Raw genomic sequence first — 21,425 nt, 5'->3', positions numbered from 1 at the left:
CGCGAGGCCATTGGTACATCTGACGCAGATGTAACATCTACACCATTGCCCTCGCGGATAAATCCGCTCCTACGACGTCTGCACAGGCCAGGCGCTCCCATTGTCTGGCGCATTCATCATGATCACCACCTCCAAACTTCCGCCCCGTCCCCGCTGGCGCAGCCTGGCGCTTTTGGCGATCTTGCTGGCGCCTTTGTTGTGGCCGCTGGAGCATCTGGCCGAGCGCTATTACCGTAACGAGCTGATCAGCCAGAACCGCCAGACGCTGGATCTGTACGTGGCCAACCTGTTGGGCACGCTGCACCGTTACGAAACCTTGCCGCAGATTCTCAGCCAGCTACCTGCCTTGCGCGCGGCATTGGCGGCGCCTCAGGATGCCCCGACGATCAACGCCGCCAATCTGCTGCTCCAGGAAATCTGTCGTCAGACCGGCGCTGAAGTCATGTACCTCATGGGCCCGGATGGCACCACGCTGGCCGCGTCGAATTGGGACAAGCGCGACAGTTTCCTTGGCCGCAACTTTGCCTTCCGGCCTTATTTCAACGACGCGATGGCCGGCAATCTCGGGCGCTTCTTCGGACTGGGCACCACCTCGGGCAAACGTGGGTACTTTTTCGCCTCGGCGGTGCGCAACGAAAACCAGGTCATCGGCGCGCTGGTGGTGAAGGTCGATCTGGACCACACCGAAACCTTGTGGGGCAAGACGCCCGAACAATTGCTGCTCACCGACCACAACGGCGTGGTCATTCTGACCTCGAATCCGGAATGGCGTTTCCGTGCCACCCGCGCCCTGAGCGAAGAGGAAAAACAGGCGATCGTCGCCATCCAGCCTTATCCAACCCGCGATCCGCGTCCATTGCTGCTCAACGAAAAGGCCTGGCTGACGCAGACCCAGCACATCGATGAAACCGGCTGGAGCGTCAATATCCTCGCCCCGCGCGCCTTGATCGACCGACCGGTACGCACGGTGGTCGCAGTCGGCGGCGCGACCTTGTTGGTGGTGATGTTGCTGTTGGGCATCATGATCCAGCGCCGTCGCCATTATCTGGACCGCATCGCCTTTGAAGCCAAGGCTCGCCGCGAGCTGGAAGTACGAGTGATCGAGCGCACCAGCGATCTGGAAGGCCTCAACAGTCGGCTCAAACAGGAAGTGCTGGAGCGCGAACAAGCGCAGCAGGAACTGGTGCGCGCTCAGGATGAACTGGTGCAGGCCAGCAAACTGTCAGCGCTGGGCACCATGTCCGCCAGCATCAGCCATGAACTCAATCAACCCCTGGCGGCCATTCGCAGCTACGCGGAAAACGCCGAAGTGCTGCTCGACCACGGGCGCACCGATGACGCGCGGGGCAACCTCAAACTGATCAGCGAACTGACCGGGCGCATGGCCTCGATCATTGCCCACCTGCGCGCTTTCGCCCGACGTGATCGCCACGCGCCGGAAAGCGTTGCCCTGCAACCGGCGCTGGATGACGCGCTGGCGCTGCTGGCCAAACGCCGACGCGCCATGGAAGTGGAACTGATCCGCGATTTGCCGGACGCCACGCTGTGGGTTCAGGCCGGGGAAACCCGTTTGCGCCAGGTATTGGGTAACCTGCTGGCCAACGCGCTGGACGCCCTGACCGAAAAAGGTCCGCCGCGCAAACTCTGGTTAAGTGCCGAACAAACTCCGGAAGGCGTCAACCTGTTCATTCGCGATAACGGCCCGGGGTTTTCCCAGGAAGCACTGGCCCACGCCCGCGAACCCTTTTTCACCACGAAGACGCGTACGCAGGGGCTGGGCCTTGGTCTGGCAATCTGCGATACGCTGATGCGCGCGCTGGGCGGTGAGTTGTTGTTCGCCAATCATCCCAGCGGCGGCGCCTTGCTAACCTTGCGCCTGCGTGCCGGCGCGTCCGGCGTCAGCCTTCAACCGCCCGAGGATCTTTCCGCATGACCGCCATCGACAGCCAGATCCAGGTAGTGCTGATCGACGACGACCCGCACCTGCGCCAGGCCTTGAGCCAGACGCTGGATCTGGCGGGCCTCAAGGTATTGACCCTGACCGAAGCCAATGGTCTGGCGGGTCGCGTCGGTCGTGACTGGCCCGGCGTGGTGGTCAGCGATATCCGCATGCCGGGCATGGACGGCCTTGAACTGCTGAGCCAACTGCACAGTCAGGACCCGGAACTGCCCGTTTTGCTGATTACCGGTCACGGCGATGTGCCGCTGGCGGTGCAGGCCATGCGTGCCGGGGCCTATGATTTTCTGGAGAAACCCTTCGCCAGCGATGCCCTGCTCGACAGCGTGCGCCGCGCCCTGGCGTTGCGGCGTCTGGTGCTGGACAACCGCAGCCTGCGTCTGGCTTTGAGCGATCGCCAGCAATTAAGTACGCGACTGGTTGGCCAGTCCGCGCCCATGCTGCGCCTGCGTGAACAGATCGGCGCGCTGGCGGCCACCAGGGCCGACGTGCTGATCCTTGGCGAAACCGGCGCAGGCAAAGAAGTGGTCGCCCGGGCGCTGCATGATTTGTCCAACCGCCGCAGCGGGCCGTTTGTGGCGATCAATGCCGGGGCGTTGGCCGAATCCGTGGTCGAGAGCGAACTGTTCGGCCACGAACCGGGCGCTTTCACCGGCGCGCAAAAACGCCGGATCGGCAAGTTCGAGTTCGCCAACGGTGGCACGCTGTTCCTCGATGAAATCGAAAGCATGAGTTTGGACGTGCAGGTCAAGCTGCTGCGCCTGCTGCAGGAACGTGTCGTCGAACGCCTGGGCGGCAATCAGCAGATCGCGCTGGATATCCGGGTGATCGCCGCGACCAAGGAAGATTTACGGCAGGCGGCCGACCAGGGCCGCTTCCGGGCCGACTTGTATTACCGTCTGAACGTCGCGCCGCTGCGCATTCCGCCACTGCGCGAACGGGGCGAGGATGCGCTGATGTTATTCCAGCACTACGCCGATGCGGCGAGCATGCGCCATGGCCTGCCCAGGCATGAACTGCAACCGGGACATCGCGCCCTGCTGTTGCGTCATACCTGGCCGGGCAATGTGCGCGAGCTGCAAAACGCCGCCGAGCGTTTCGCGCTGGGTCTGGAACTGGCGCTGGAGGGCAACGATGTGCCGACCATGCCCGCCAGCGGCGGCGGCCTGAGCGAGCAGGTCGAGAGCTTCGAGCGGGCGCTGATTGCCGCCGAACTGGCGCGTCCGCACAGCTCGGTACGGAGCCTCGCCGAAGCCCTCGGCCTGCCGCGCAAAACCTTGCACGACAAGCTGCGCAAACACGGTCTGAGTTTTGGCGACAGTGGCAGCAACACCGAGGATGCGGAATGAACCACGACTCTCTTGATCAGGCTGATTACCTGGAACACGTGCTGCACCACGACATCCCGCTGACCCGGGAGATGGGCGTGAAAGTCCTGAGCTGGCAAAACCGGCAATTGCGCCTGCACCTGCCCCTTGAGCCGAATATCAATCACAAGAGCACGATGTTCGGCGGCAGCCTGTATTGCGGCGCGGTGCTGGCGGGCTGGGGCTGGCTGCACCTGCGTCTGCGCGAAGTCGGTATCCGCGACGGGCACATCGTGATCCAGGACGGACAGATCAGTTATCCGCTGCCGGTACGCGGCGATGCGGTAGCGATTTGCGACGCGCCGGATGCTGCGCTCTGGGACAAATTCCTCGCCACCTACCAACGACGCGGCCGCGCGCGCCTGACGTTACCAACGCGTATCTGTGCACCAGACAGCGAAGCCGAAGCGGTGAGGTTTGTCGGGCAGTTTGTGTTGCATCGGTAGTAACCACCGCCCTGTTGGAGGCTTGGTGTAGGAGCGGCTTTAGCCGGGAGGGCAATTTTGAGTGGCTCGCGACTAAAGTCGCTCCTACAGTCGCTCCTACGGCCGATTCGCGGGCAAGCCTCGCTCCAACGGTTTGCTTATGATCTCGCCAGATCCAGCAGTTTCTCCCGCCACGCGGCCTCGGCGGGCAGCGCCACGAAGAACGGGTTGAGCAGTGATTCCCGCGCCGGATAACTGAACGCCTCGCCGGATAATTCCACCACTTCCCCGCCGGCACCTTCCAGCACACCTTGGGCAGCAGCCGTGTCCCATTGCGAAGTCGGGGCCAGGCGTGGATAACAGTCGGCAGCGCCTTCGGCCACTAGACAGAACTTCAGCGAGCTGCCGATATTGGTCAACTGCAGATGGCCCATCGCAGCGGACAGTCCGGCCAGCAGACGTTCCTGTTCGGCGCTGGTGTGGCGGCGGCTGGCGACCACCGTGAAGTCGTGACCTTCACCCGGCTCGGTACGCACGCTGATCGGCGAGATGTGGTCGTCATCGTCGCTGCGCCACGCGCCCAGACCCGCGCCGCCAAAGTAGCAGCGGTTGTTGGTGGGCATCGACACCACACCGAACACCACGCGACCGCGCTCGATCAGCGCGACGTTGACGGTGAACTCTTCGCTGCCGGAAATAAATTCCTTGGTGCCATCCAGCGGATCGACCAGCCACCAGCGCTCCCAACTCGCACGCTCGCTCAGCGGGATGTCGGCGCCCTCTTCGGACAACACGTGAATGTCCGGTGCCAGCGCCTGCAAGCCTTCGACCAGCAAATGGTGCGCAGCCAGGTCGGCGGCGGTGACCGGCGAATCGTCGGACTTGGAGGTCACGGTGACGTTGGCGCGCCAGTACGGCAGGATGACTTCACCCGCCAGTCGGGCCAGCTTGATGACCGGTGCGAGCAGCGGATGCGGCAAATTATCGAGAGTGTTGATCATGGCAGGAACAATCCTCGCTGGGTCAGCAGGTCGCGCACCAGGTACAGCGCAGCCAGGGCTCGACCCTCGCTGAACTGCGGGTGCTCGATCAGACTCGACAGCTCGCGCAGGTTGACCTTGTCGACACGCATTGGCTCGGGCTCATCGCCTTCCAGACGCTCTTCGTAAAGATCGGTGGCCAGCACCACCTGGATTTTCTGGCTCATATAGCCCGGCGACAACGACAGCTCGGTCAGGTGTTCCAGCTGATGCGCGCCATAACCGGCTTCTTCCTTGAGCTCGCGGTTGGCTGCGGCCAAGACGTCTTCGCCCGGCTCGATCAGGCCCTTGGGCAACGACAACTCGTATTCATCGGTGCCGCCGCAATACTCTTCGATCAATACCGCATGATCGGCATCCAGCATCGCAACGATCATGACCGCGCCGTAGCTGGTGCCTCGACCGACCAGACGTTCGTAGGTACGCTCGACGCCGTTGGCAAAGCGCAACTGCAGCTCTTCGACGCGGAACAAGCGGCTACTGGCGACGATCTCGCGGGCAAGTACGGTGGGTTTCTGGCGCATGACGGGCTCCTTTGCGTTGACGGCGTACTATACCGTGGCTTTTCCGATTGTCTGTGTCGGATATGCTTATGCAATTCATGAACCCGAGAGGCCCGAATGCCTTCTATGCCTTGGCGCGACATCGACACCGTTCTGCTGGATATGGACGGCACGCTGCTGGACCTGCATTACGACGAACATTTCTGGCTGCAGCACTTGCCTGCGCGCTATGCCGAGTTACACGGCATCAGCCACGCAATGGCGCTGCTGGAGATGAAACCGCTGTTTGAAAATAACGCCGGCACGCTCAATTGGTACTGCCTGGACTTCTGGAGCGCGGAGCTGAAGCTGTCGATCCGCGAGCTGAAACTGGAAACCGCGCACCTGATTGCCCTGCGCCAGGATGCCGAGACGTTTCTGGCCGCCATCAAACAGGCCGGCAAGCGCGTGATCATGATCACCAACGCGCACCGCGATTCGTTGTCGCTGAAGATGGAGCGCATCGAGCTGGCGCCGTATTTCGAGCGGCTGATCAGTTCTCATGACTATGGCTTCCCCAAGGAAAACCCGCAGTTCTGGGATGCGCTTCAAGCCGATATCGCCTTCGACCCGGCGCGCAGCCTGTTTATCGACGACACGCTGCCCATCCTGCGCAGCGCCCGAAACTTCGGCATCGCCCATTTATTGGCCGTCAGCGAACCCAACAGCCAGAAAGGGCCGAAGGACACCGAGGAATTTGACGCGCTGAAGGATTATCGGGAGTTGATAACGGGGTTGTAACAAGCACCGAATGCCATCTCGTTGGAGCGAGGCTTGCCCGCGAATCGGCCGTAGGAGCGACTTTAGTCGCGAAGGCGTCAATTGCCCTCCCGGCTAAAGNGAGGCTTGCCCGCGAATCGGCCGTAGGAGCGACTTTAGTCGCGAAGGCGTCAATTGCCCTCCCGGCTAAAGCCGGTCCTACAGCAAGCCTTGCTCCAAAGGCCTGCCGTGGCTAAACCTTACTCAGGAATCCGCAACTCCTGCCCCGGATAGATCTTGTCCGGATGCTTGAGCATCGGCTTATTGGCCTCGAAGATTTTCTGATACTTGTTCGGGTCGCCATACTCACGCTTGGAGATGGCACTCAGGGTGTCGCCCGACTTGACCGTGACGAACCTGGCCGCAATAACTGTCACAGCGCCAGCGGCGATGGTCATCTGGTCGTCGACTTTTTCCACGCCGCTGATGTTGCCCAGCGTCAGCAGAATCTTCTCTTTCTCTTCCTGGCTGGCCGCCTCACCGGTGACAGTCACAGTACTGCCTTCAACTGTGGTCTGAATGTTCGGATTGCCCAGACCTACTGCGGAGATGTGTTTTTTCAACGCTTCATCGGAAGCGTTGGCATCGCCTGGCGTGATCGCGTCCAGAATCTTTTCGCCGGCTTCTTTCAAGAAACTAAAAATGCTCATCGATGCTTCTCCATGCTTATCGTTGGTGTGAATAGATAACGATAGTTCGAACCAGCTCCTTCGCCGTTTGTTCCGACTAATTGCCATCCGCCCATCTGACGGCCCGACAGGCTAGAATCAGCCGCTTGCATTGCGCAGTGGAGCGCCGATGGACATCAAACAACTAAAATTCCTGATTGCCCTGGACGAAACCCGACACTTCGGCCAGGCCGCCGCCCGGTGCAATATCACCCAGCCCACCTTGTCCATGCGCCTGCGCAACCTTGAAGAAGAACTGGATCTGCCACTGGTCAATCGCGGCCAGCGCTTTGAAGGTTTCACTGCACCCGGCGAGCGCGTGCTGGCCTGGGCGCGCACGGTACTGGCGGCCTACGACGGCTTGCAGGCCGAGGCCGCCGCCTGTCGCGGGAATCTGGTAGGTACGCTGCGGCTGGGCGTGGTGCCGTTGTCGAGCTTCGACCCGCTGCCACTGCTGCAACGCCTGCATGAAACACACCCGAACCTGCGTTTCGAGCTGTCGGCGCTGAGTTCCGAGCAGATCCTCGAACAGCTGGCGAGCAATCGGATCGATCTGGGTGTTTCGTATCTGGAACGCCTGGACACCGAACGCTTCGATGCGCTGGAGTTGGCCGAAACCCGCATGGGCTTGCTTTACGACCAACGGTATTACAACTTCAAGACACCCGCTCTGAGTTGGGCGGACCTGATCGAATTGCCGCTGGGCCTGCTGACCAGCGGTATGCATTTTCGCCAGTCCATCGATCACAACTTCCACAGTCGCGGCCTGCAACCTCATCCGTTATTGCAGACCGATGCCGTCCATCAATTGCTGCAAGCGGTGCACGGCGGCTTCTGCTGCGCGATCATGCCGCTGGACGGCGGGCTGGAAAACCTCACCGAACACCTGCGCCTGCACCCCATCGACGACGCCCGCACCCTCGCGCGGCTGGGCTTGATCATGCGCCGCAGCGCCCCGCGTTCGGCACTGGCCGAAGCGTGCCTGGCGCTATACCAGAAAATCAACGAAGAGCATTGATCGACGTCATCTATCGGAGCATCAGAACAAGCGATTAGACGTTATCGGACGAGAGGCCTACGCTAGGGACATTCTAGATGTCACTCTGCCGGTACTTTCCCATGCACGCCAAGCGCAAGGTCAGCACGGCGCCCGCTCAACACTCGCCCGCGCCCGACGCAAGCCAGTCCTACAACTACTCGAACCTTGCGCGCGAAGAATCAGCACGCACCGAGCTGGCCGAAGAAGTCGCTTTGGCGATTGCCTTCAACGGCATCAGCCAGGCCGTCATGTTGGTCAGCCCTACCGATCTTGAAGATTTCGTCGTCGGTTTCAGTCTGGCCAGCGGCATCGTCGCTTCGCCCGACGAAATCTATGACATCAAACTCAGTGGCTGCGGATCGGCGCAACAGGCCGAAGTTGAAATCGCCAGCCGTGCGTTCTGGAACCTCAAGCAGCAGCGCCGCCAAATGGCCGGCACCAGCGGCTGCGGTTTGTGCGGCGTGGAAGCGGTAGAGCAAGCCTTACCCGAATTGAACGTATTACCCGGCGCGCCGTTGCCGCCCATTGAATGGCTGGACGGCCTGCGCCAGCGCATCGGCGAGTTCCAGCCCCTTGGCCAGCATTGCGGCGCCGTGCACGCGGCGGTTTTCATGGACAACCACGGCCAGCTGCTGCTGGGCCGGGAAGACATTGGTCGCCACAACGCGCTGGATAAATTGATCGGCGCGCTGGTCCGTCGGGAAATCCCCATGGCGGGCGGCACCGCTATTGTCACCAGTCGTTGCAGCCTGGAGCTGATCCAGAAAGTCCTGCGCGCTGGCATTCAGACGCTGGTCAGCCTGTCGTCACCCACCGGCCTGGCCCTGCAATGGGCGCGCCGTCATAACCTGAATCTAATTCACCTGCCGCAGCACAGTGCGCCGCGGGTCTACAGCCCTGCGATGGAGAATCAAGCGTGAGCATGCATAAAGAAGCCGACAACAAACCGGTCCCGCGCTACAAGCCGTACAAAGGTGCGGCCGGCGGTTGGGGCGCATTGATCAGCGTGACTCATCACTGGCTGTCCAGCGACAACGCCCTGAAAAACCTGCGCATGATGCTCAAGACCAACCAGAATGGCGGTTTCGACTGCCCGGGTTGCGCGTGGGGTGATTCGCCGGAAAGCGGCATGGTCAAGTTCTGCGAGAACGGCGCCAAGGCAGTCAACTGGGAAGCCACCAAACGCCGCGTCGATGCTTCGTTCTTCGCCCGCTACAGCGTCAGCGCATTGCGCGAGCAAAGTGATTACTGGCTTGAATATCAAGGCCGCCTGACCGAGCCGATGACCTACGACGCCGAAAGTGATCGCTACAAGCCGATCAGCTGGGACAACGCGTTCGCCCTGATCGCCAAACACCTGAAAGCGCTGCCAAGCCCGAACATGGCCGAGTTCTATACCTCGGGTCGGGCGAGCAACGAAGCCGCGTATCTGTATCAGCTGTTCGTGCGCGCCTTCGGCACCAACAACTTCCCCGACTGCTCGAACATGTGCCACGAAGCCAGTGGCGTAGCGTTGTCGCAAAGCGTGGGCGTCGGCAAAGGCACGGTAACCTTCGATGACTTCGAACACGCCGATGCGATTTTCGTCCTCGGCCAAAACCCGGGTACCAACCACCCACGCATGCTCGAACCCCTGCGCGAAGCGGTAAAACGCGGCGCTCAAGTGGTCTGCGTCAACCCGCTCAAAGAACGTGGCCTGGAACGTTTCCAGAATCCGCAGCACCCGATCGAGATGCTCACCAACGGTGACCGTCCGACCAACACCGCTTACTTCCGTCCGGATCTGGGCGGCGACATGGCGTTGCTGCGCGGCATGGCCAAGTTCCTGCTGCAATGGGAGCGCGAAGCCCAGGCCGCCAATGCGCCGCTGGTCTTTGATCACGCCTTCCTCAACGAACACACGCACGGCGTGCTCGATTACCTCGCGGCCATCGACGACACTTCGTGGGAATCGATTGTCGAACAGTCCGGCCTACCCTTGAGCGACATCGAGCAAGCGGCGCGCATGTACGCCAAAGGCAAGAACGTGATCATGTGCTGGGCGATGGGCATCACCCAGCATCGCCATTCGGTGCCGACCATCCAGGAAGTCGCCAACCTGATGCTGCTGCGCGGCAACATTGGCCGTCCCGGCGCAGGTCTGTGCCCGGTGCGCGGCCACAGTAACGTGCAGGGCGACCGCACCATGGGCATCAACGAGCGCCCACCGGCGTTCTTCCTGGATGCACTGGAAAAGCGTTTCCAGTTCAAGGTCCCGCGTGAAAACGGCCACAACGTGGTGGAAGCGATTCACGCCATGGCTGAAGGCCGCGCCAAAGTCTTCATCGGTCTGGGCGGCAACTTTGCCCAGGCCACACCGGACAGCACGCGCACCGTTGCCGCGCTGGGCAATTGCGACCTGACGGTACAGATCAGCACCAAGCTCAACCGCAGCCACCTTACCCACGGCAAGGAAGCGCTGATTCTGCCGTGCTATGGCCGCACCGACATCGACAAGCAGGCCAACGGCCCGCAAGCGGTCACCGTGGAAGATTCGTTCAGCATGGTCCACGGCTCCAACGGCCAGCTGGACCCATTGTCTTCGCTCATGAAATCAGAGCCGGCCATTATTGCCGGTATCGCCAACGCGACGCTGGGCAAGCAACCGGTGGACTGGCTGTGGCTGGTGGAAGATTACAGCCGTATTCGCGACCTGATCGCCGACACGATTCCGGGCTTCAAGGACTTCAATGAGCGAGTGAAAAATCCGGGCGGTTTCTACCTCGGTAACGCGGCGGGTTCGCGTCGCTGGAACACGCCAACCACGCGCGCCAACTTCAAGGCCAACGTGCTGCCGCTGGATCTGGTGCATGAAAGCGTGCGTTCAACCGGACAGATTCCGGACCTGATCATGCAATCGATGCGCTCCCACGATCAGTACAACACCACGATTTATGGCCTGGACGACCGTTATCGCGGCGTCAAAGGTCAGCGCGACGTGTTGTTCGTCAACGAAGCCGACATCATCCGTCTGGGCTTCCAGCCGGGACAAAAGGCCGACCTGATCTCGATCTGGGGCGACAACCGCGAGCGTCGCGTCAAAGGCTTCACTCTGCTGGCCTTCGACATTCCGGCTGGACAAGCGGCTGCCTATTACCCGGAAGTTAACCCGCTGGTACCGCTGGAAAGCATCGGCGACGGCAGCAGCACGCCGACCTCGAAGTTTGTGGCGATTCGTCTTGAACGGGCCAGTGAGTCGGCGCGGATTGTTTGATTGAACTCCACGCCTTCCCGGACAAGTCCGGTCCTACCGAGCCATACACAACCCGGTAGGAGGGGACTTGTCCCCGATGGCATCAGATTACCCAGCATCATTGGCCCTGACCCAACCCGGTGCCAGCGCCGACGCCTTCCCGGACAAGTCCGGTCCTACCGAGTCATACACAACCCGGTAGGAGGGGACTTGTCCCCGATGGCGTCAGATTGACCAACATCATTGACCCTGACCCAACCCGGTGCCAGCGCCGACGCCTTCCCGGACAAGTCCGGTCCTACCGAATCCATGAAACCCGGTAGGAGGGGACTTGTCCCCGATGGCGTCAGATTGACCAACATCATTGACCCTGACCCAACCCGGTGCCAGCGCCTATGCCTTCCCGGACAAGTCCGGTCCTACCGAATCCCATGCACAACCCGGTAGGAGGGGACTTGTCCCCGATGACGTCAGATTGCCCAGCATCATTGCCCCTGACCCAATCCGGCGCCAGCGCCGACGCCTTCCCGGACAAGTCTGGTCCTACCGAGTCATACACAACCCGGTAGGAGGGGACTTGTCCCCGATGGCGTTGAATTGGCCAGCATCATTTAGCCTGACCCGGCCCGGTGCCTGCGCAGACGCCTTCCCGGACAAGTCCGGTCCTACCTTTCCCCGTTGAGGGATAACCTTCGTGGGCAAGTCTTGCCCCAACGAACCATGGCGAGTTCCAAAAAAAGGCCCGTTTCGCGAGAAACGGGCCTTGATCAAGTAACCTCAGACTGTCAAAACGACTTTAAGTTCCTTAGTGAAAACAGTAACTTAGCGATATGTGTGTCAGTCGTGTTACTCGTCGGAATTACATTGCCACACTCTTCACTTGACCTCAGGATCGCGCCGTCATCCCTATGAGGTTCCTTACATGAAGTATTCCTCGATTCTGTTGTTGTCACTCACTCTGGCCAGTGGTTTCGCCTCTGCAGGCGGTACGCTCGAATCCGGTGTGGGCGGAGCATTGGGTGGGGTACTCGGTTCAGTCGTCGGCCAACAAATAGGCGGCAGCACAGGTGCAGCGATTGGCGCTGGCCTGGGCGGCGCAGGTGGCGCGGCCGTGGGTGCGGACCGTCGTAACCGTACAGAAGCCGCCATCGGTGGCGGTCTGGGCGCAGCAGGCGGTAACGTGATCGGCCGTAGCGTCGGTGGTAACACCGGCAGCCTGGTCGGCGCAGCCGCAGGTGGCGGCGCAGGTGGTGCGCTGGGTAACTATATGGGCAACGAAAGCCGTAACGACGAGCGTTCGGATCGTCGCTACCGTGGCGATGATCGCCGCCACTATGATCGTGGCCATGGTCCGCGCGGTCACGCTTACGGTCATCGCAAAAACCATCGCGACTATCGTCACCGTTAATTGATCAGTTAACGCGTTATATCCAGCACGGGCCGCCTTTGAAGCGGCCCGTGTTGCATTCAGACGGCCAATACCTGCAAAGCCTCGCGCAGCTCAGCAGGAAGCGTTACCGGCAGATTCGACGCCCGATCCACGAACACATGAACAAAGCGGCCCGCCGCACACGCGTCATCCTCTCCCACCTTGAATACCGCCAGCTCATATTGCACCGAGCTATTACCGAGTTTCGCCACGCGCAATCCGACTTCGATCAGATCCGGGTAGGCAATCGAGGCGAAGTAATCGCACGAAGAACTCACCACAAACCCCACCACCGCACCGTCATGAATATCCAGCCCGCCGCGTTCGATCAGGTAGGTATTCACCGTAGAGTCGAAGAAGCTGTAGTAGGTCACGTTGTTCACGTGGCCATAGATGTCGTTGTCGTGCCAGCGAGTGGTGATGGGCTGGAAGTGGCGATAGTCGGTGCGTTGCGGGGTCATATCGGTCATAGAGTTCCCGTTGTCATTTTGTCTTTTCACAGAACCGTTGGAGCGAGGCTTGCCCGCGAAGAGGCCGAGACAGTCTGCAGATTTCTCTGGGTGAGTGATGCCGCTTTCCCGGCTAAAGCCGGTCCCACAGGTCAAATTCGATCAACCATTGGCCTTTACCCACTCCCTCACCTGCGCATACGGATAATCCTCCAACGCAGCAAAACCGCCGATGGCGCGGGCCTTGAGTTTAGTGAACAACGGCACGCTGATGCCGCACAGAAAGCGCGTCAGGCATTCAACACCAGGCGCGGCATCCTTGTATTCCTCGTGCTTGCGTATGAACTCGCCGCACAGCTGCTGGAAGTCTTTCGTTGCCAACTCAGGCAAAGCTGGCGGCTCGGGCAGTCGGGCGATGTCACCCGCACACACCGAGCAATGCCCGCAACGCTGCGGCGCATTGTGGTCACCGAAATAATCCGCGAGACGCTGGCTCAGGCATTGCTCACTGGCAAACAGATCGAGCATGGCGTGAATTCGCGCCACTTCGGTGGCTTCGTGATTGGTGAAGTAATCGTGCAACTCGGTGCTCAGGGCGTCGGCATCAAAATCGCTGACCAGCACGCTGTACACCTCGGTGACCTGTTTGCTCTCCAGCTCGATCCAGCCCTTCTCATGAAAGTAATCCAGCGCCGTCACCACACGCCCGCGCTCGGCCTGATGCTGTTGATACAAAGTGTCGAAGTTGACCGTCGCCCAGGTGCGCGCCCGCGTAGAGGTGTCGATCAACGCCTGCACGAACTGCTGACGCTCGCCTTCAAAACGCTGCACCAAGGCTTCAGGCTCAAGCAGAAACTTGAAGCGATATTCGGCAAAATACGAATAACGCGGTGCGATCAGCCCGCGCAGCTCCAGTTGCACCAATAGCGTCTTCAGTGGCAACTGGCGAATGTTGCTTTGATCGGCCAGCGGTCCCAGGAGAAATTCCCACTGCCCTTGGGGAATCGCATCAAGCACATCTTCGAGCACGCCGCGAATCCCGTCGTGCTCCGGCGTATCGCCGTAGACGAAGTTTTCCAGCACGTTGAGGCTGTCGCGATTGGCCAGCACCAGACAATCGGACGGCGCGCCATCACGTCCGGCGCGGCCGATTTCCTGGCTGTAGTTTTCGATGGATTTGGGCAGATCGAAGTGCACCACGTTGCGGATGTCACTTTTGTCGATGCCCATGCCGAAGGCGATGGTCGCGACGATGCAATTGAGTTGGCCACCCATGAAACGCTTCTGGATCGACTCACGCTGATCGTGGGGCAAACCGGCGTGATAAGCGCTGGCCTCCAGGCCGTTCTGGCGTAGATGCGTGGCGATGTATTCAGCGGTTTTTTGCAGGGTGACGTAAACGATGGTCGGCTCGCCCGCCTTGGGGCTCAGCCATTCCACCAGACGTCGACGCTTGTCCGCGCCTTTCACCGGCTCGACCCACAGATTCAGATTGGCCCGATAAAAGCCTGTCGTCACCACATCATCCGGGGCGATGGCGAATTTGCTCTGCATGTCGGCGATCACTTGCGGTGTCGCTGTGGCGGTCAGCAACAAGGCTTGTGGGATATTGAACTCGCGCTGGTAGTCCGGCAGCTTGAGGTAGTCCGGGCGGAAGTTGTGACCCCATTCGGAAATACAGTGCGCCTCGTCCACCACCAGCAGGGAAATCGGCACTTGGGTGATGAAGTGGCGAAAACGCTCGTTCTTCAGACGCTCCACCGAAATCATCAGGATTTTCAGCTCGCCGGACCGCGCCCGCGCCATGACCTGCGCCACCTCATCGCGGCTCTGCGCCGAATCGATACTTGCCGCCGCGATGCCGTGACGTTGCAGGAATGCCAGCTGATCCTGAATCAGCGCCAGCAACGGCGAGACTACCAGCGTCAGGTGCGGCAGCAATAAGGCCGGTAACTGATAGCACAGGGATTTTCCGGACCCGGTGGGGAAAATCGCCGCAGCCGAACGCCCTGCCAACACGGCGCTGATCGCCGCTTCCTGACCGGCGCGAAACTGTGGATAACCGAAAACCTGCTCAAGCGTCTTGTACATAAAGCGGCCACTCCATTGACGGCTATTGGGTGTGAAACCATAGCCCGCAGGTTGTACCCGTGGAAGGAGTAAACCGTTACTGAAATTGGACTGAAGGGTACAGACAGTTAACCATCTGACCTTCGGCAAACAGTCCGTTGGAGCGAGGCTTGCCCGCGAATCGACCGCAGGAGCGACCGTAGGAGCGACTTCAGTCGCGAGCCGCTCAATTGCCTCCCGGCTAAAGCCGGNGGCTTGCCCGCGAATCGACCGCAGGAGCGACCGTAGGAGCGACTTCAGTCGCGAGCCGCTCAATTGCCTCCCGGCTAAAGCCGGTCCTACAAAGATTCGCGGGCAAGCCTCGCTCCAACAGAGCCGGTGTTGGCTGCACGATAACATTGCGTCGCTTGACATCCCCGAGCAGCCCGTATTACGTCCGCCCGGCACTGTCACTTCTGACAGTTACGCACAGAAAATACCAGGCGTAGACTGAACCGGTTGTTAAAAACGTCTCACCTAACCGCAGTCGTTATCTAGATGATCGAAAAGGAAAATGATCATGGCTAATCAGTACATAAAGAACGGAAATTTCATTAAAAAACTGGAGCACTGGACCCAGGGCCCCGAACCCTTCGATCCGCAGTTCAAGCCCCATGGCGACGGTAACAGCATTCATCTGCCGATCAGCGCCTCACTGCAACAAACCTTTCCTGAAATGCCCGGCAAGACCATGCGCCTGGAGTTTGAAGTGCGCAGTGCACAACCGGACGTCGACCAAGCGATGTTCACGGTCAGCGTCGGCGGATTCAATAGCGATGGGGCCGCTCAGGTATCTCCAGTCTCGGGCCTGGCCTCATCTGAATGGCAGACGTACAGCGTGCGAGTGTACTTTCAGCAGCCGCTTAAACACTGTTTTCTGCTGGCGTCCTTACCAAGTCCGGCGCTGATCAAAGGCCAGCAAGCTCCACCGGCTGCGCCCGCAATGGCAGCGGTTCGATTTGCCAACTTCAAGTTGTTCGAAGAAACCAAGGCTTAATCAACCGCCCAACCAATGCCCGGTCCCTGAAGGATCGGGCATTCGCTGTTTAGCTCGATGGCTGTGGAGCGGTTTCATCGGATTTGGCTTGATTGCGATCCTTATCCGAAGGCTCCTTGATCCGATACCACGCCACATACAGCGCCGGCAAAAACAACAATGTCAGCAAGGTGGCGATGATGATGCCGCCGATCATCGCGTAGGCCATCGGCCCCCAGAACACTTCCCGGGCAATCGGGATCATGCCCAGGCTCGCGGCAGCTGCGGTCAACAGGATTGGTCGCCGTCGGTGCTGGGTGGCCTGAGCCACTGCATCCCACGGCAGATAGCCGTCGCGCTCGTAGATATTGATCTGCGTGACCAGAATCACCGAGTTGCGGATGATGATGCCGATCAGCGCCAGAATCCCGAGAATCGCCACAAAGCCCATGGGCGTTCCCGTGGGAATCAGCGCCAACACCACGCCAATCAAACCCAAAGGCGCGACGCTGGCCACCAGGAACATCTTCTGCACGCTGTGCAGCTGGATCATCAGGAACGTCGCCATCAGGAAGATCATCAACGGCACGACGCTGGCGATTGGGCCTTGCGCCTTGCCACTCTCTTCCACAGTGCCGCCCGTGGCGACTTTGTAGCCAACGGGCAAGCCCGCGCTGAACTTGTCGATCTCCGGCTTGAGTTCCTTGACCAGATCAGTGGGCTGCATGTCATCGGCCACAGCGGCTTTCACAGTGATGGTCGGCTTGCGGTCGCGGCGCCACACCAGTGGCTGCTCCATTTCATAACGCACGGTGGCAAACGCCAGCAACGGAATCGACGTGCCGCCGGGCGTGACGATCTGCAGGTTTTGCAGGGTTTCCGGCGATCCGCGTTCGGCGTCTTCTGCACGACCCACGACGTTGATCAGGTAAATATCATCGCGTACCTGAGTCACCGCCGAGCCGCTGACCACGCTGTTCATCAGTTGCGCGACATCTTCGGAAGACAAGCCAAGCTGGCGCGCCTTGTCCTGATTGATATCGATGCGCAGGACTTTGCCTGGCTCGTTCCAGTCGTAGATCATCTCGCCGACGTGAGGATTGTTGTCCAGCAACGTGGCCAGCTCGATGGCGTGCTGACGCACCTTGTCGATGTTTTCGCCGCTGACGCGGTATTGCAGCGGACGCCCCACCGGCGGACCCATTTCCAGCGGCTGCACGTAACTGCCGATGCCGACGAACTCGTCACGCAGGCGTTTGTTCAGGCGTTCGGTCAGGCCGCCGCGCTCTTCCAGCCCCTTGCTGACGATTACCAGCTGCGCGTAGAAAGGGTTTTCCAGTTGCTGGTCCAGCGGCAGATAGAAACGCAAGGCGCCCTGGCCGATGTAGGTGCTCCAGCGCACGATGTCCGGATCATCCTTGAGCGTCGCTTCGAAACGGTCGACGGCCTTGATGGTTTCGTTGATCGAGGCATTCTGCGGCAGGTTGAGGTCGACGAGGATTTCCGGACGATCCGAGGACGGGAAAAACTGGTTCTGCACAAACTGCATGGAGAACACCGCGCCAACGAACAACAGCACGGTAATGATGATGGTCAGCCAGCGATGACGCATCGCCCAAAGCATGCTGCTGTTGAATCCTCGCGCAATCCGGCCTTCTTTCTCGGGCTTTTTCTTGAGGTTGGTGCTGAGGATATGCACGCCGATCACCGGCGCGAACAGCACGGCGACGACCCACGAAACCAGCATCGCTACGGCAATCACCGCGAACAGCGTGAAGGTATATTCCCCCGCCGAACTGGCGTTGAGTCCAATGGGCACAAAGCCGGCCACGGTCACCAGCGTACCGGTGAGCATCGGAAAGGCCGTCGAGGTGTAGGCAAAGGTTGCCGCCTGCTCCTTGGTCTCGCCCAGCTCCAGGCGCGTGACCATCATCTCCACGGTGATCATCGCGTCGTCCACCAGCAGGCCGAGGGCGATGATCAGCGCGCCAAGGGAAATACGCTGCATGGTGATGCCGCTGTACTCCATGAACACGAAGACCATCGCCAGCACCAGCGGGATCGAACACGCCACCACCAGACCCGCGCGCACGCCGAGGCTGACGAAGCTGACAATCAGCACGATCACCACGGCTTCGAACAGCGCGCTAGTGAAGCCGCCGACAGCTTTCTCAACCACTTCAGCCTGATCCGACACGTTGTGCACGCCGACCCCAACTGGCAAGTCCGCCGTGGCATCGGTCATGCGTTCGTGCAGGGCTTTGCCGAAGTCCTGGATATTGCCGCCCTTCTTCATGGCAATCGCCAGGCCGATGGCGGGTTTGCCGTTGAAGCGGAACAGCGGCTTTGGCGGATCGGTGTAGCCGCGAGAGATTTCCGCAATGTCACTGAGGCGATAAAAACGGTCGTTGAGGCGCAGATTGACCGCAGCCAGATCCTTCTCCGAGGCGAACTGCCCGGAGGTACGCACGGAGATCCGCTCCGGTCCGGCTTCGATCACGCCCGCTGGCGTCACGGCGTTTTGCGATTGCAGGCTTTGCACCACCTGGCGTTGGTCCAGGCCCAGCGCTGCCAGTTTGCGAGTAGAGAAATTCAGGTACAGCACTTCGTCCTGCTGGCCGATCATCTCGACCTTGCCGAGCCCCGGCACTTCGCGAATTTCGGTCCTGACTTGCTCCACATAATCGCGCAGCTGACGCATGGAAAAACCGTCGGCGGTGAAGGCATAGATCGAGCCGTACACATCGCCGAATTCGTCATTGAAAAACGGGCCCTGCATGCCTTGGGGGAATTGGCTGCGGATGTCGTCGATCTTTTTGCGCACCTGATACCAGATTTCCGGAATCGCCTTGGCGTCAGTGGTGTCGCGCAAATTGACCAGAATGGTCGACTCGCCGGGACGCGTGTAGCTTTTCACGTAGTCCAGCGAGTCCAGCTCTTCGAGCTTTTTCTCGATGCGGTCGGTGACTTGTTCCAGAGTTTCGTCCACCGTCGCGCCCGGCCAGCGGGTTTGTACAACCATGGTCTTGATGGTGAAGGACGGGTCTTCTTCGCGGCCCAGATTGATGTACGAAAAAACCCCCATCAGCAGCGCGACGAACATCAGGTACCAGACGAATGACTGGTGCTTGATGGCCCATTCGGACAGGTTGAAATTCCCTTTCATCGCGGGCTTTCCTTATCGACTTTGACTTTCTGACCGGGTTTGAGGCTGTTGACGCCAGCACTGACCACCCGTTCGCCAGGCTTGACGCCGTTGCTCAGCACAAACGAGTCGTCGCTGCGACTCATGACATTGACTGCGCGGGGGCTGACGGTCTGGTTCTGCATGTCGACGATCCAGATTTGCGCTTTGCCGTCGACCTCCTGCAGCGCATTGATCGGCAGTTCGGTACGCGAAGCGATGGTCGAACTGAGGCTGACGCTGATTGCCGTGCCAAGGCGAAACGCAGCGGGGGTATCGGTCAAAGTCAGGCGCGCGCGACGAGTGCGGGTCGAGCGCTCGGCCTGGGGTTCGATTTCCCGCAACGTGGCAGTGGTGCTGATGATCGGGTCAAGCTGGCTGGCGACCTTGAATTCGACGTCCGGCGGCAGCTGTTCGGCCAAGGTCGCGGGCAAATCAATCACCGCTTCCTTGATGTCCGGGCGCGCCAGGGTGACGACTTCCTGTCCGGCGGTCACCACCTGGCCGGCTTCGACTTGCCAGCGTGTGACCACAGCGGCGTGATCGGTGCGCAGCTCGCTGTAGCTGAGCTGATCCTGCGCCTGACGCAACGCCGCGCGCGCCTGTGCGAGGGACGAGCCGGTGGTTTTCAGATCGGTCATCGCAATGTCCAATTGGGCTTGGGCACCCACGCCACGGTCGAACAACTCCTGCTGGCGACGGGCATTGGCCTGGGTGTTGATCCACTGCGCCTCGATCCGGGCCAGATCGCCCTGACTGGCACGCACGTTGTTCTGTTGATCGGTGGGGTCAAGCGTGGCGAGCAAGGCGCCCTTCTCCACTTCACTGCCGACATCGACGTTGCGCCGGGCAATGCGTCCGCCGACACGGAAGCCCAGCGTGCTTTCGTAGCGCGCTTCGATATTTCCGGCAAAGCGCCCCAGGCTCTCTTCGGTCAGGGATTGGGCCTCGACGAACAACACCGGACGTATCGGTTCCGGCGCCGGCTCTTCCTTGGCACAGCCGCCCAACAGGCCGACCAATAAGATGGATGACAGACGCTTCATGGCTGGGCTGTTCATGGTTGAGCTCCGTCGGCAGTTTTCTGCTGCTCGGTGTCAGCCACTTCGACGTGCATGTCTGGATGCAACAACTGCCCACCCGCGACCACGACTTTTTCGCCGCCTTGCAGCCCGTCGGTAATGATCACCTTGGCCGTCAGATAACGCCCGACCGTCACGCCACGCAGTTGCACTTTGCCCTGATCGTCCACCACCCACACCGCTGGCTGGCCCAATTGCTCACCCAGGCCTTTGGTCAGCGCCGCCCATGGCAATTCAACGCTGGCCTTGCCCGGCGCGCTCAACGCCACACTGACCACCGACCCCAGGTCCATTCCGGACGGCAGCTGGCTCAGGGCGATTTTCACTTGCAGCGTGCCAGTTTCAGCAGACACCGCAGGCGTCACTTCGCGCACCTTGCCGCTGGCCTTGATTTGCGGATTGTCGAGCAACGTCACCTGCACCGGTTGGTTGGTGGGCGGCTCAACGAACAGCGACTCATACACATTGAAGACCGCATCGCGCTCGCCATCGCGCGCCAGGCCGAAAATCGGCATGGTGGCCTGTACCACTTGCCCGACTTCCGCCTGGCGCGAGGTAATCACGCCCGGCACATCGGCAATCAGGGCGGTGTAACCCAGTTGTTCCCGGGCGTTGGCCAGTTGCGCCTGAGCGGCTTTCAGCGCGCTCTGGCTGCTGCGCAAGGCCGCTTGCGCCGAATCGTATTCGCTGCGACTGGTATAACCCTTGGGCAGCAGTTTTTCCTGACGCACGAACGCGGCGCTGGTCTGCGTCACCCGCGCCTGCTGCGCCGCAACCTCGGCAGTGGCCGAATCGACATTGGTCTGCAAATCCTTGGGATCAAGCTTTGCCAAAACCTGACGCGCGGAAACCCGGTCGCCGACATCCACCATGCGCTGGATGATCTTGCCGCCGACCCGGAACGAAAGCTGGGTCTGCACCCGCGCCTGAATATCGCCGGTCAGCGCAACCTTGGCGGCAAAATCCATCGTTTGAACCTGCTGCACGCGCACCCTTGGCAATTGCGGCTCCGGCGGCTTGTCTTCGCCGCAGCCGCCCAGCAGCACGAACAATGTCGCCAGTCCGAGAATAGCCAGCCGCGAAGGGGCCTGTCTTAACGGGAAAGCAGGCATGCAGACTCCTTTTGCGAATACCGGATGCGCCCCTGAACACGACGTGGTGGCGCTG

At 60.5% G+C, this 21,425-nt stretch carries 17 protein-coding genes; 9 read left to right on the top strand and 8 right to left on the bottom strand.

The annotated features are described in order from the left end of the window. Positions 1–118 precede the first annotated feature (118 nt). Genes AFK24_RS22105 through AFK24_RS22095 form a run of 3 tightly spaced genes read left to right on the top strand, consistent with a single transcriptional unit; the run spans position 119 to position 3,770 of the window. Positions 119–1,933 (top strand): sensor histidine kinase, encoded by a 1,815-nt coding sequence (locus AFK24_RS22105; protein ID WP_065835256.1) that lies wholly within the window; start codon positions 119–121, stop codon positions 1,931–1,933. Then, a complete protein-coding gene (locus tag AFK24_RS22100) occupies positions 1,930–3,306 on the top strand; it encodes a sigma-54-dependent transcriptional regulator (RefSeq protein ID WP_065835255.1) in 1,377 nt (458 codons plus the stop codon). Before AFK24_RS22105 ends, AFK24_RS22100 begins: the two co-directional genes overlap by 4 nt. After that, positions 3,303–3,770 (top strand): thioesterase domain-containing protein, encoded by a 468-nt coding sequence (locus AFK24_RS22095; RefSeq protein WP_065835254.1) that lies wholly within the window; start codon positions 3,303–3,305, stop codon positions 3,768–3,770. The genes AFK24_RS22100 and AFK24_RS22095 overlap by 4 nt, the downstream gene beginning before the upstream one ends. 137 nt (positions 3,771–3,907) lie before the next feature. On the opposite strand, the gene cysQ is transcribed toward AFK24_RS22095, so the two are convergent. Beyond that, positions 3,908–4,750 carry a 3'(2'),5'-bisphosphate nucleotidase CysQ gene (gene cysQ / locus AFK24_RS22090; protein WP_065835253.1) on the bottom strand — a complete coding sequence of 281 codons (843 nt, stop codon included), beginning with the start codon at positions 4,748–4,750 and terminating at the stop codon, positions 3,908–3,910. Next, positions 4,747–5,313, bottom strand: a complete 567-nt coding sequence (nudE, locus tag AFK24_RS22085; protein WP_065835252.1) for an ADP compounds hydrolase NudE — start codon at positions 5,311–5,313, stop codon at positions 4,747–4,749. The genes cysQ and nudE overlap by 4 nt, the downstream gene beginning before the upstream one ends. A gap of 96 nt (positions 5,314–5,409) precedes the next feature. On the opposite strand from nudE, the gene yrfG reads away from it, so the two are divergent. Next, positions 5,410–6,072 (top strand): GMP/IMP nucleotidase, encoded by a 663-nt coding sequence (gene yrfG, locus AFK24_RS22080; RefSeq protein ID WP_065835251.1) that lies wholly within the window; start codon positions 5,410–5,412, stop codon positions 6,070–6,072. Between the two features lie 218 nt (positions 6,073–6,290). Here the strand turns inward: yrfG and lysM are convergent, their stop codons facing one another. Next, positions 6,291–6,740, bottom strand: a complete 450-nt coding sequence (lysM, locus tag AFK24_RS22075) for a peptidoglycan-binding protein LysM (protein WP_065835250.1) — start codon at positions 6,738–6,740, stop codon at positions 6,291–6,293. 148 nt (positions 6,741–6,888) lie between these two features. Between lysM and AFK24_RS22070 the strand changes: the two genes are divergently transcribed. The 4 genes from AFK24_RS22070 to AFK24_RS22055 all read left to right on the top strand — a co-directional run bounded on the left by AFK24_RS22070 (position 6,889) and on the right by AFK24_RS22055 (position 12,437). Continuing rightward, positions 6,889–7,776, top strand: coding sequence for a LysR family transcriptional regulator (locus AFK24_RS22070; protein ID WP_065835249.1), 888 nt, complete (start codon positions 6,889–6,891; stop codon positions 7,774–7,776). 101 nt (positions 7,777–7,877) lie between these two features. Beyond that, the gene (fdhD, locus tag AFK24_RS22065) at positions 7,878–8,717 is read left to right on the top strand and encodes a formate dehydrogenase accessory sulfurtransferase FdhD (protein WP_065835248.1); all 840 of its coding nucleotides are present in this window, start codon (positions 7,878–7,880) and stop codon (positions 8,715–8,717) included. A gap of 2 nt (positions 8,718–8,719) precedes the next feature. Continuing rightward, entirely contained in the window at positions 8,720–11,050 is a 2,331-nt protein-coding gene (locus AFK24_RS22060; protein WP_170826380.1) for an FdhF/YdeP family oxidoreductase, read from the top strand. 901 nt (positions 11,051–11,951) lie between these two features. Beyond that, the gene (locus AFK24_RS22055) at positions 11,952–12,437 is read left to right on the top strand and encodes a YMGG-like glycine zipper-containing protein (protein WP_065835246.1); all 486 of its coding nucleotides are present in this window, start codon (positions 11,952–11,954) and stop codon (positions 12,435–12,437) included. Positions 12,438–12,496: 59 nt separating this feature from the next. On the opposite strand, the gene AFK24_RS22050 is transcribed toward AFK24_RS22055, so the two are convergent. Together AFK24_RS22050 and AFK24_RS22045 are read right to left on the bottom strand one after the other, a co-directional pair. Further along, on the bottom strand, positions 12,497–12,928 hold the full coding sequence (locus AFK24_RS22050) for an acyl-CoA thioesterase (RefSeq protein WP_065835245.1): 432 nt from the start codon (positions 12,926–12,928) through the stop codon (positions 12,497–12,499). A gap of 141 nt (positions 12,929–13,069) precedes the next feature. Continuing rightward, the gene (locus AFK24_RS22045; RefSeq protein WP_065835244.1) at positions 13,070–14,998 is read right to left on the bottom strand and encodes a RecQ family ATP-dependent DNA helicase; all 1,929 of its coding nucleotides are present in this window, start codon (positions 14,996–14,998) and stop codon (positions 13,070–13,072) included. A 538-nt stretch (positions 14,999–15,536) separates the two neighbouring features. Between AFK24_RS22045 and AFK24_RS22040 the strand changes: the two genes are divergently transcribed. After that, positions 15,537–16,013: a hypothetical protein gene (locus tag AFK24_RS22040; protein ID WP_065835243.1), complete on the top strand. Its 477-nt coding sequence runs from the start codon at positions 15,537–15,539 to the stop codon at positions 16,011–16,013. Positions 16,014–16,062: 49 nt separating this feature from the next. On the opposite strand, the gene AFK24_RS22035 is transcribed toward AFK24_RS22040, so the two are convergent. Genes AFK24_RS22035 through AFK24_RS22025 form a run of 3 tightly spaced genes read right to left on the bottom strand, consistent with a single transcriptional unit; the run spans position 16,063 to position 21,370 of the window. Next, positions 16,063–19,158, bottom strand: a complete 3,096-nt coding sequence (locus AFK24_RS22035) for an efflux RND transporter permease subunit (RefSeq protein ID WP_065835242.1) — start codon at positions 19,156–19,158, stop codon at positions 16,063–16,065. Continuing rightward, positions 19,155–20,222: an efflux RND transporter periplasmic adaptor subunit gene (locus AFK24_RS22030; RefSeq protein ID WP_065835277.1), complete on the bottom strand. Its 1,068-nt coding sequence runs from the start codon at positions 20,220–20,222 to the stop codon at positions 19,155–19,157. Before AFK24_RS22030 ends, AFK24_RS22035 begins: the two co-directional genes overlap by 4 nt. 11 nt (positions 20,223–20,233) lie before the next feature. Then, positions 20,234–21,370, bottom strand: a complete 1,137-nt coding sequence (locus AFK24_RS22025) for an efflux RND transporter periplasmic adaptor subunit (RefSeq protein WP_065835241.1) — start codon at positions 21,368–21,370, stop codon at positions 20,234–20,236. Between the last annotated feature and the right edge of the window lie 55 nt (positions 21,371–21,425).

Source organism: Pseudomonas syringae, from assembly GCF_001698815.1.
Taxonomy (GTDB): domain Bacteria; phylum Pseudomonadota; class Gammaproteobacteria; order Pseudomonadales; family Pseudomonadaceae; genus Aquipseudomonas; species Aquipseudomonas syringae_A.
Note: the sequence above shows the minus strand (reverse complement) of the source record. Positions and strands in the feature narration are given on the sequence as shown.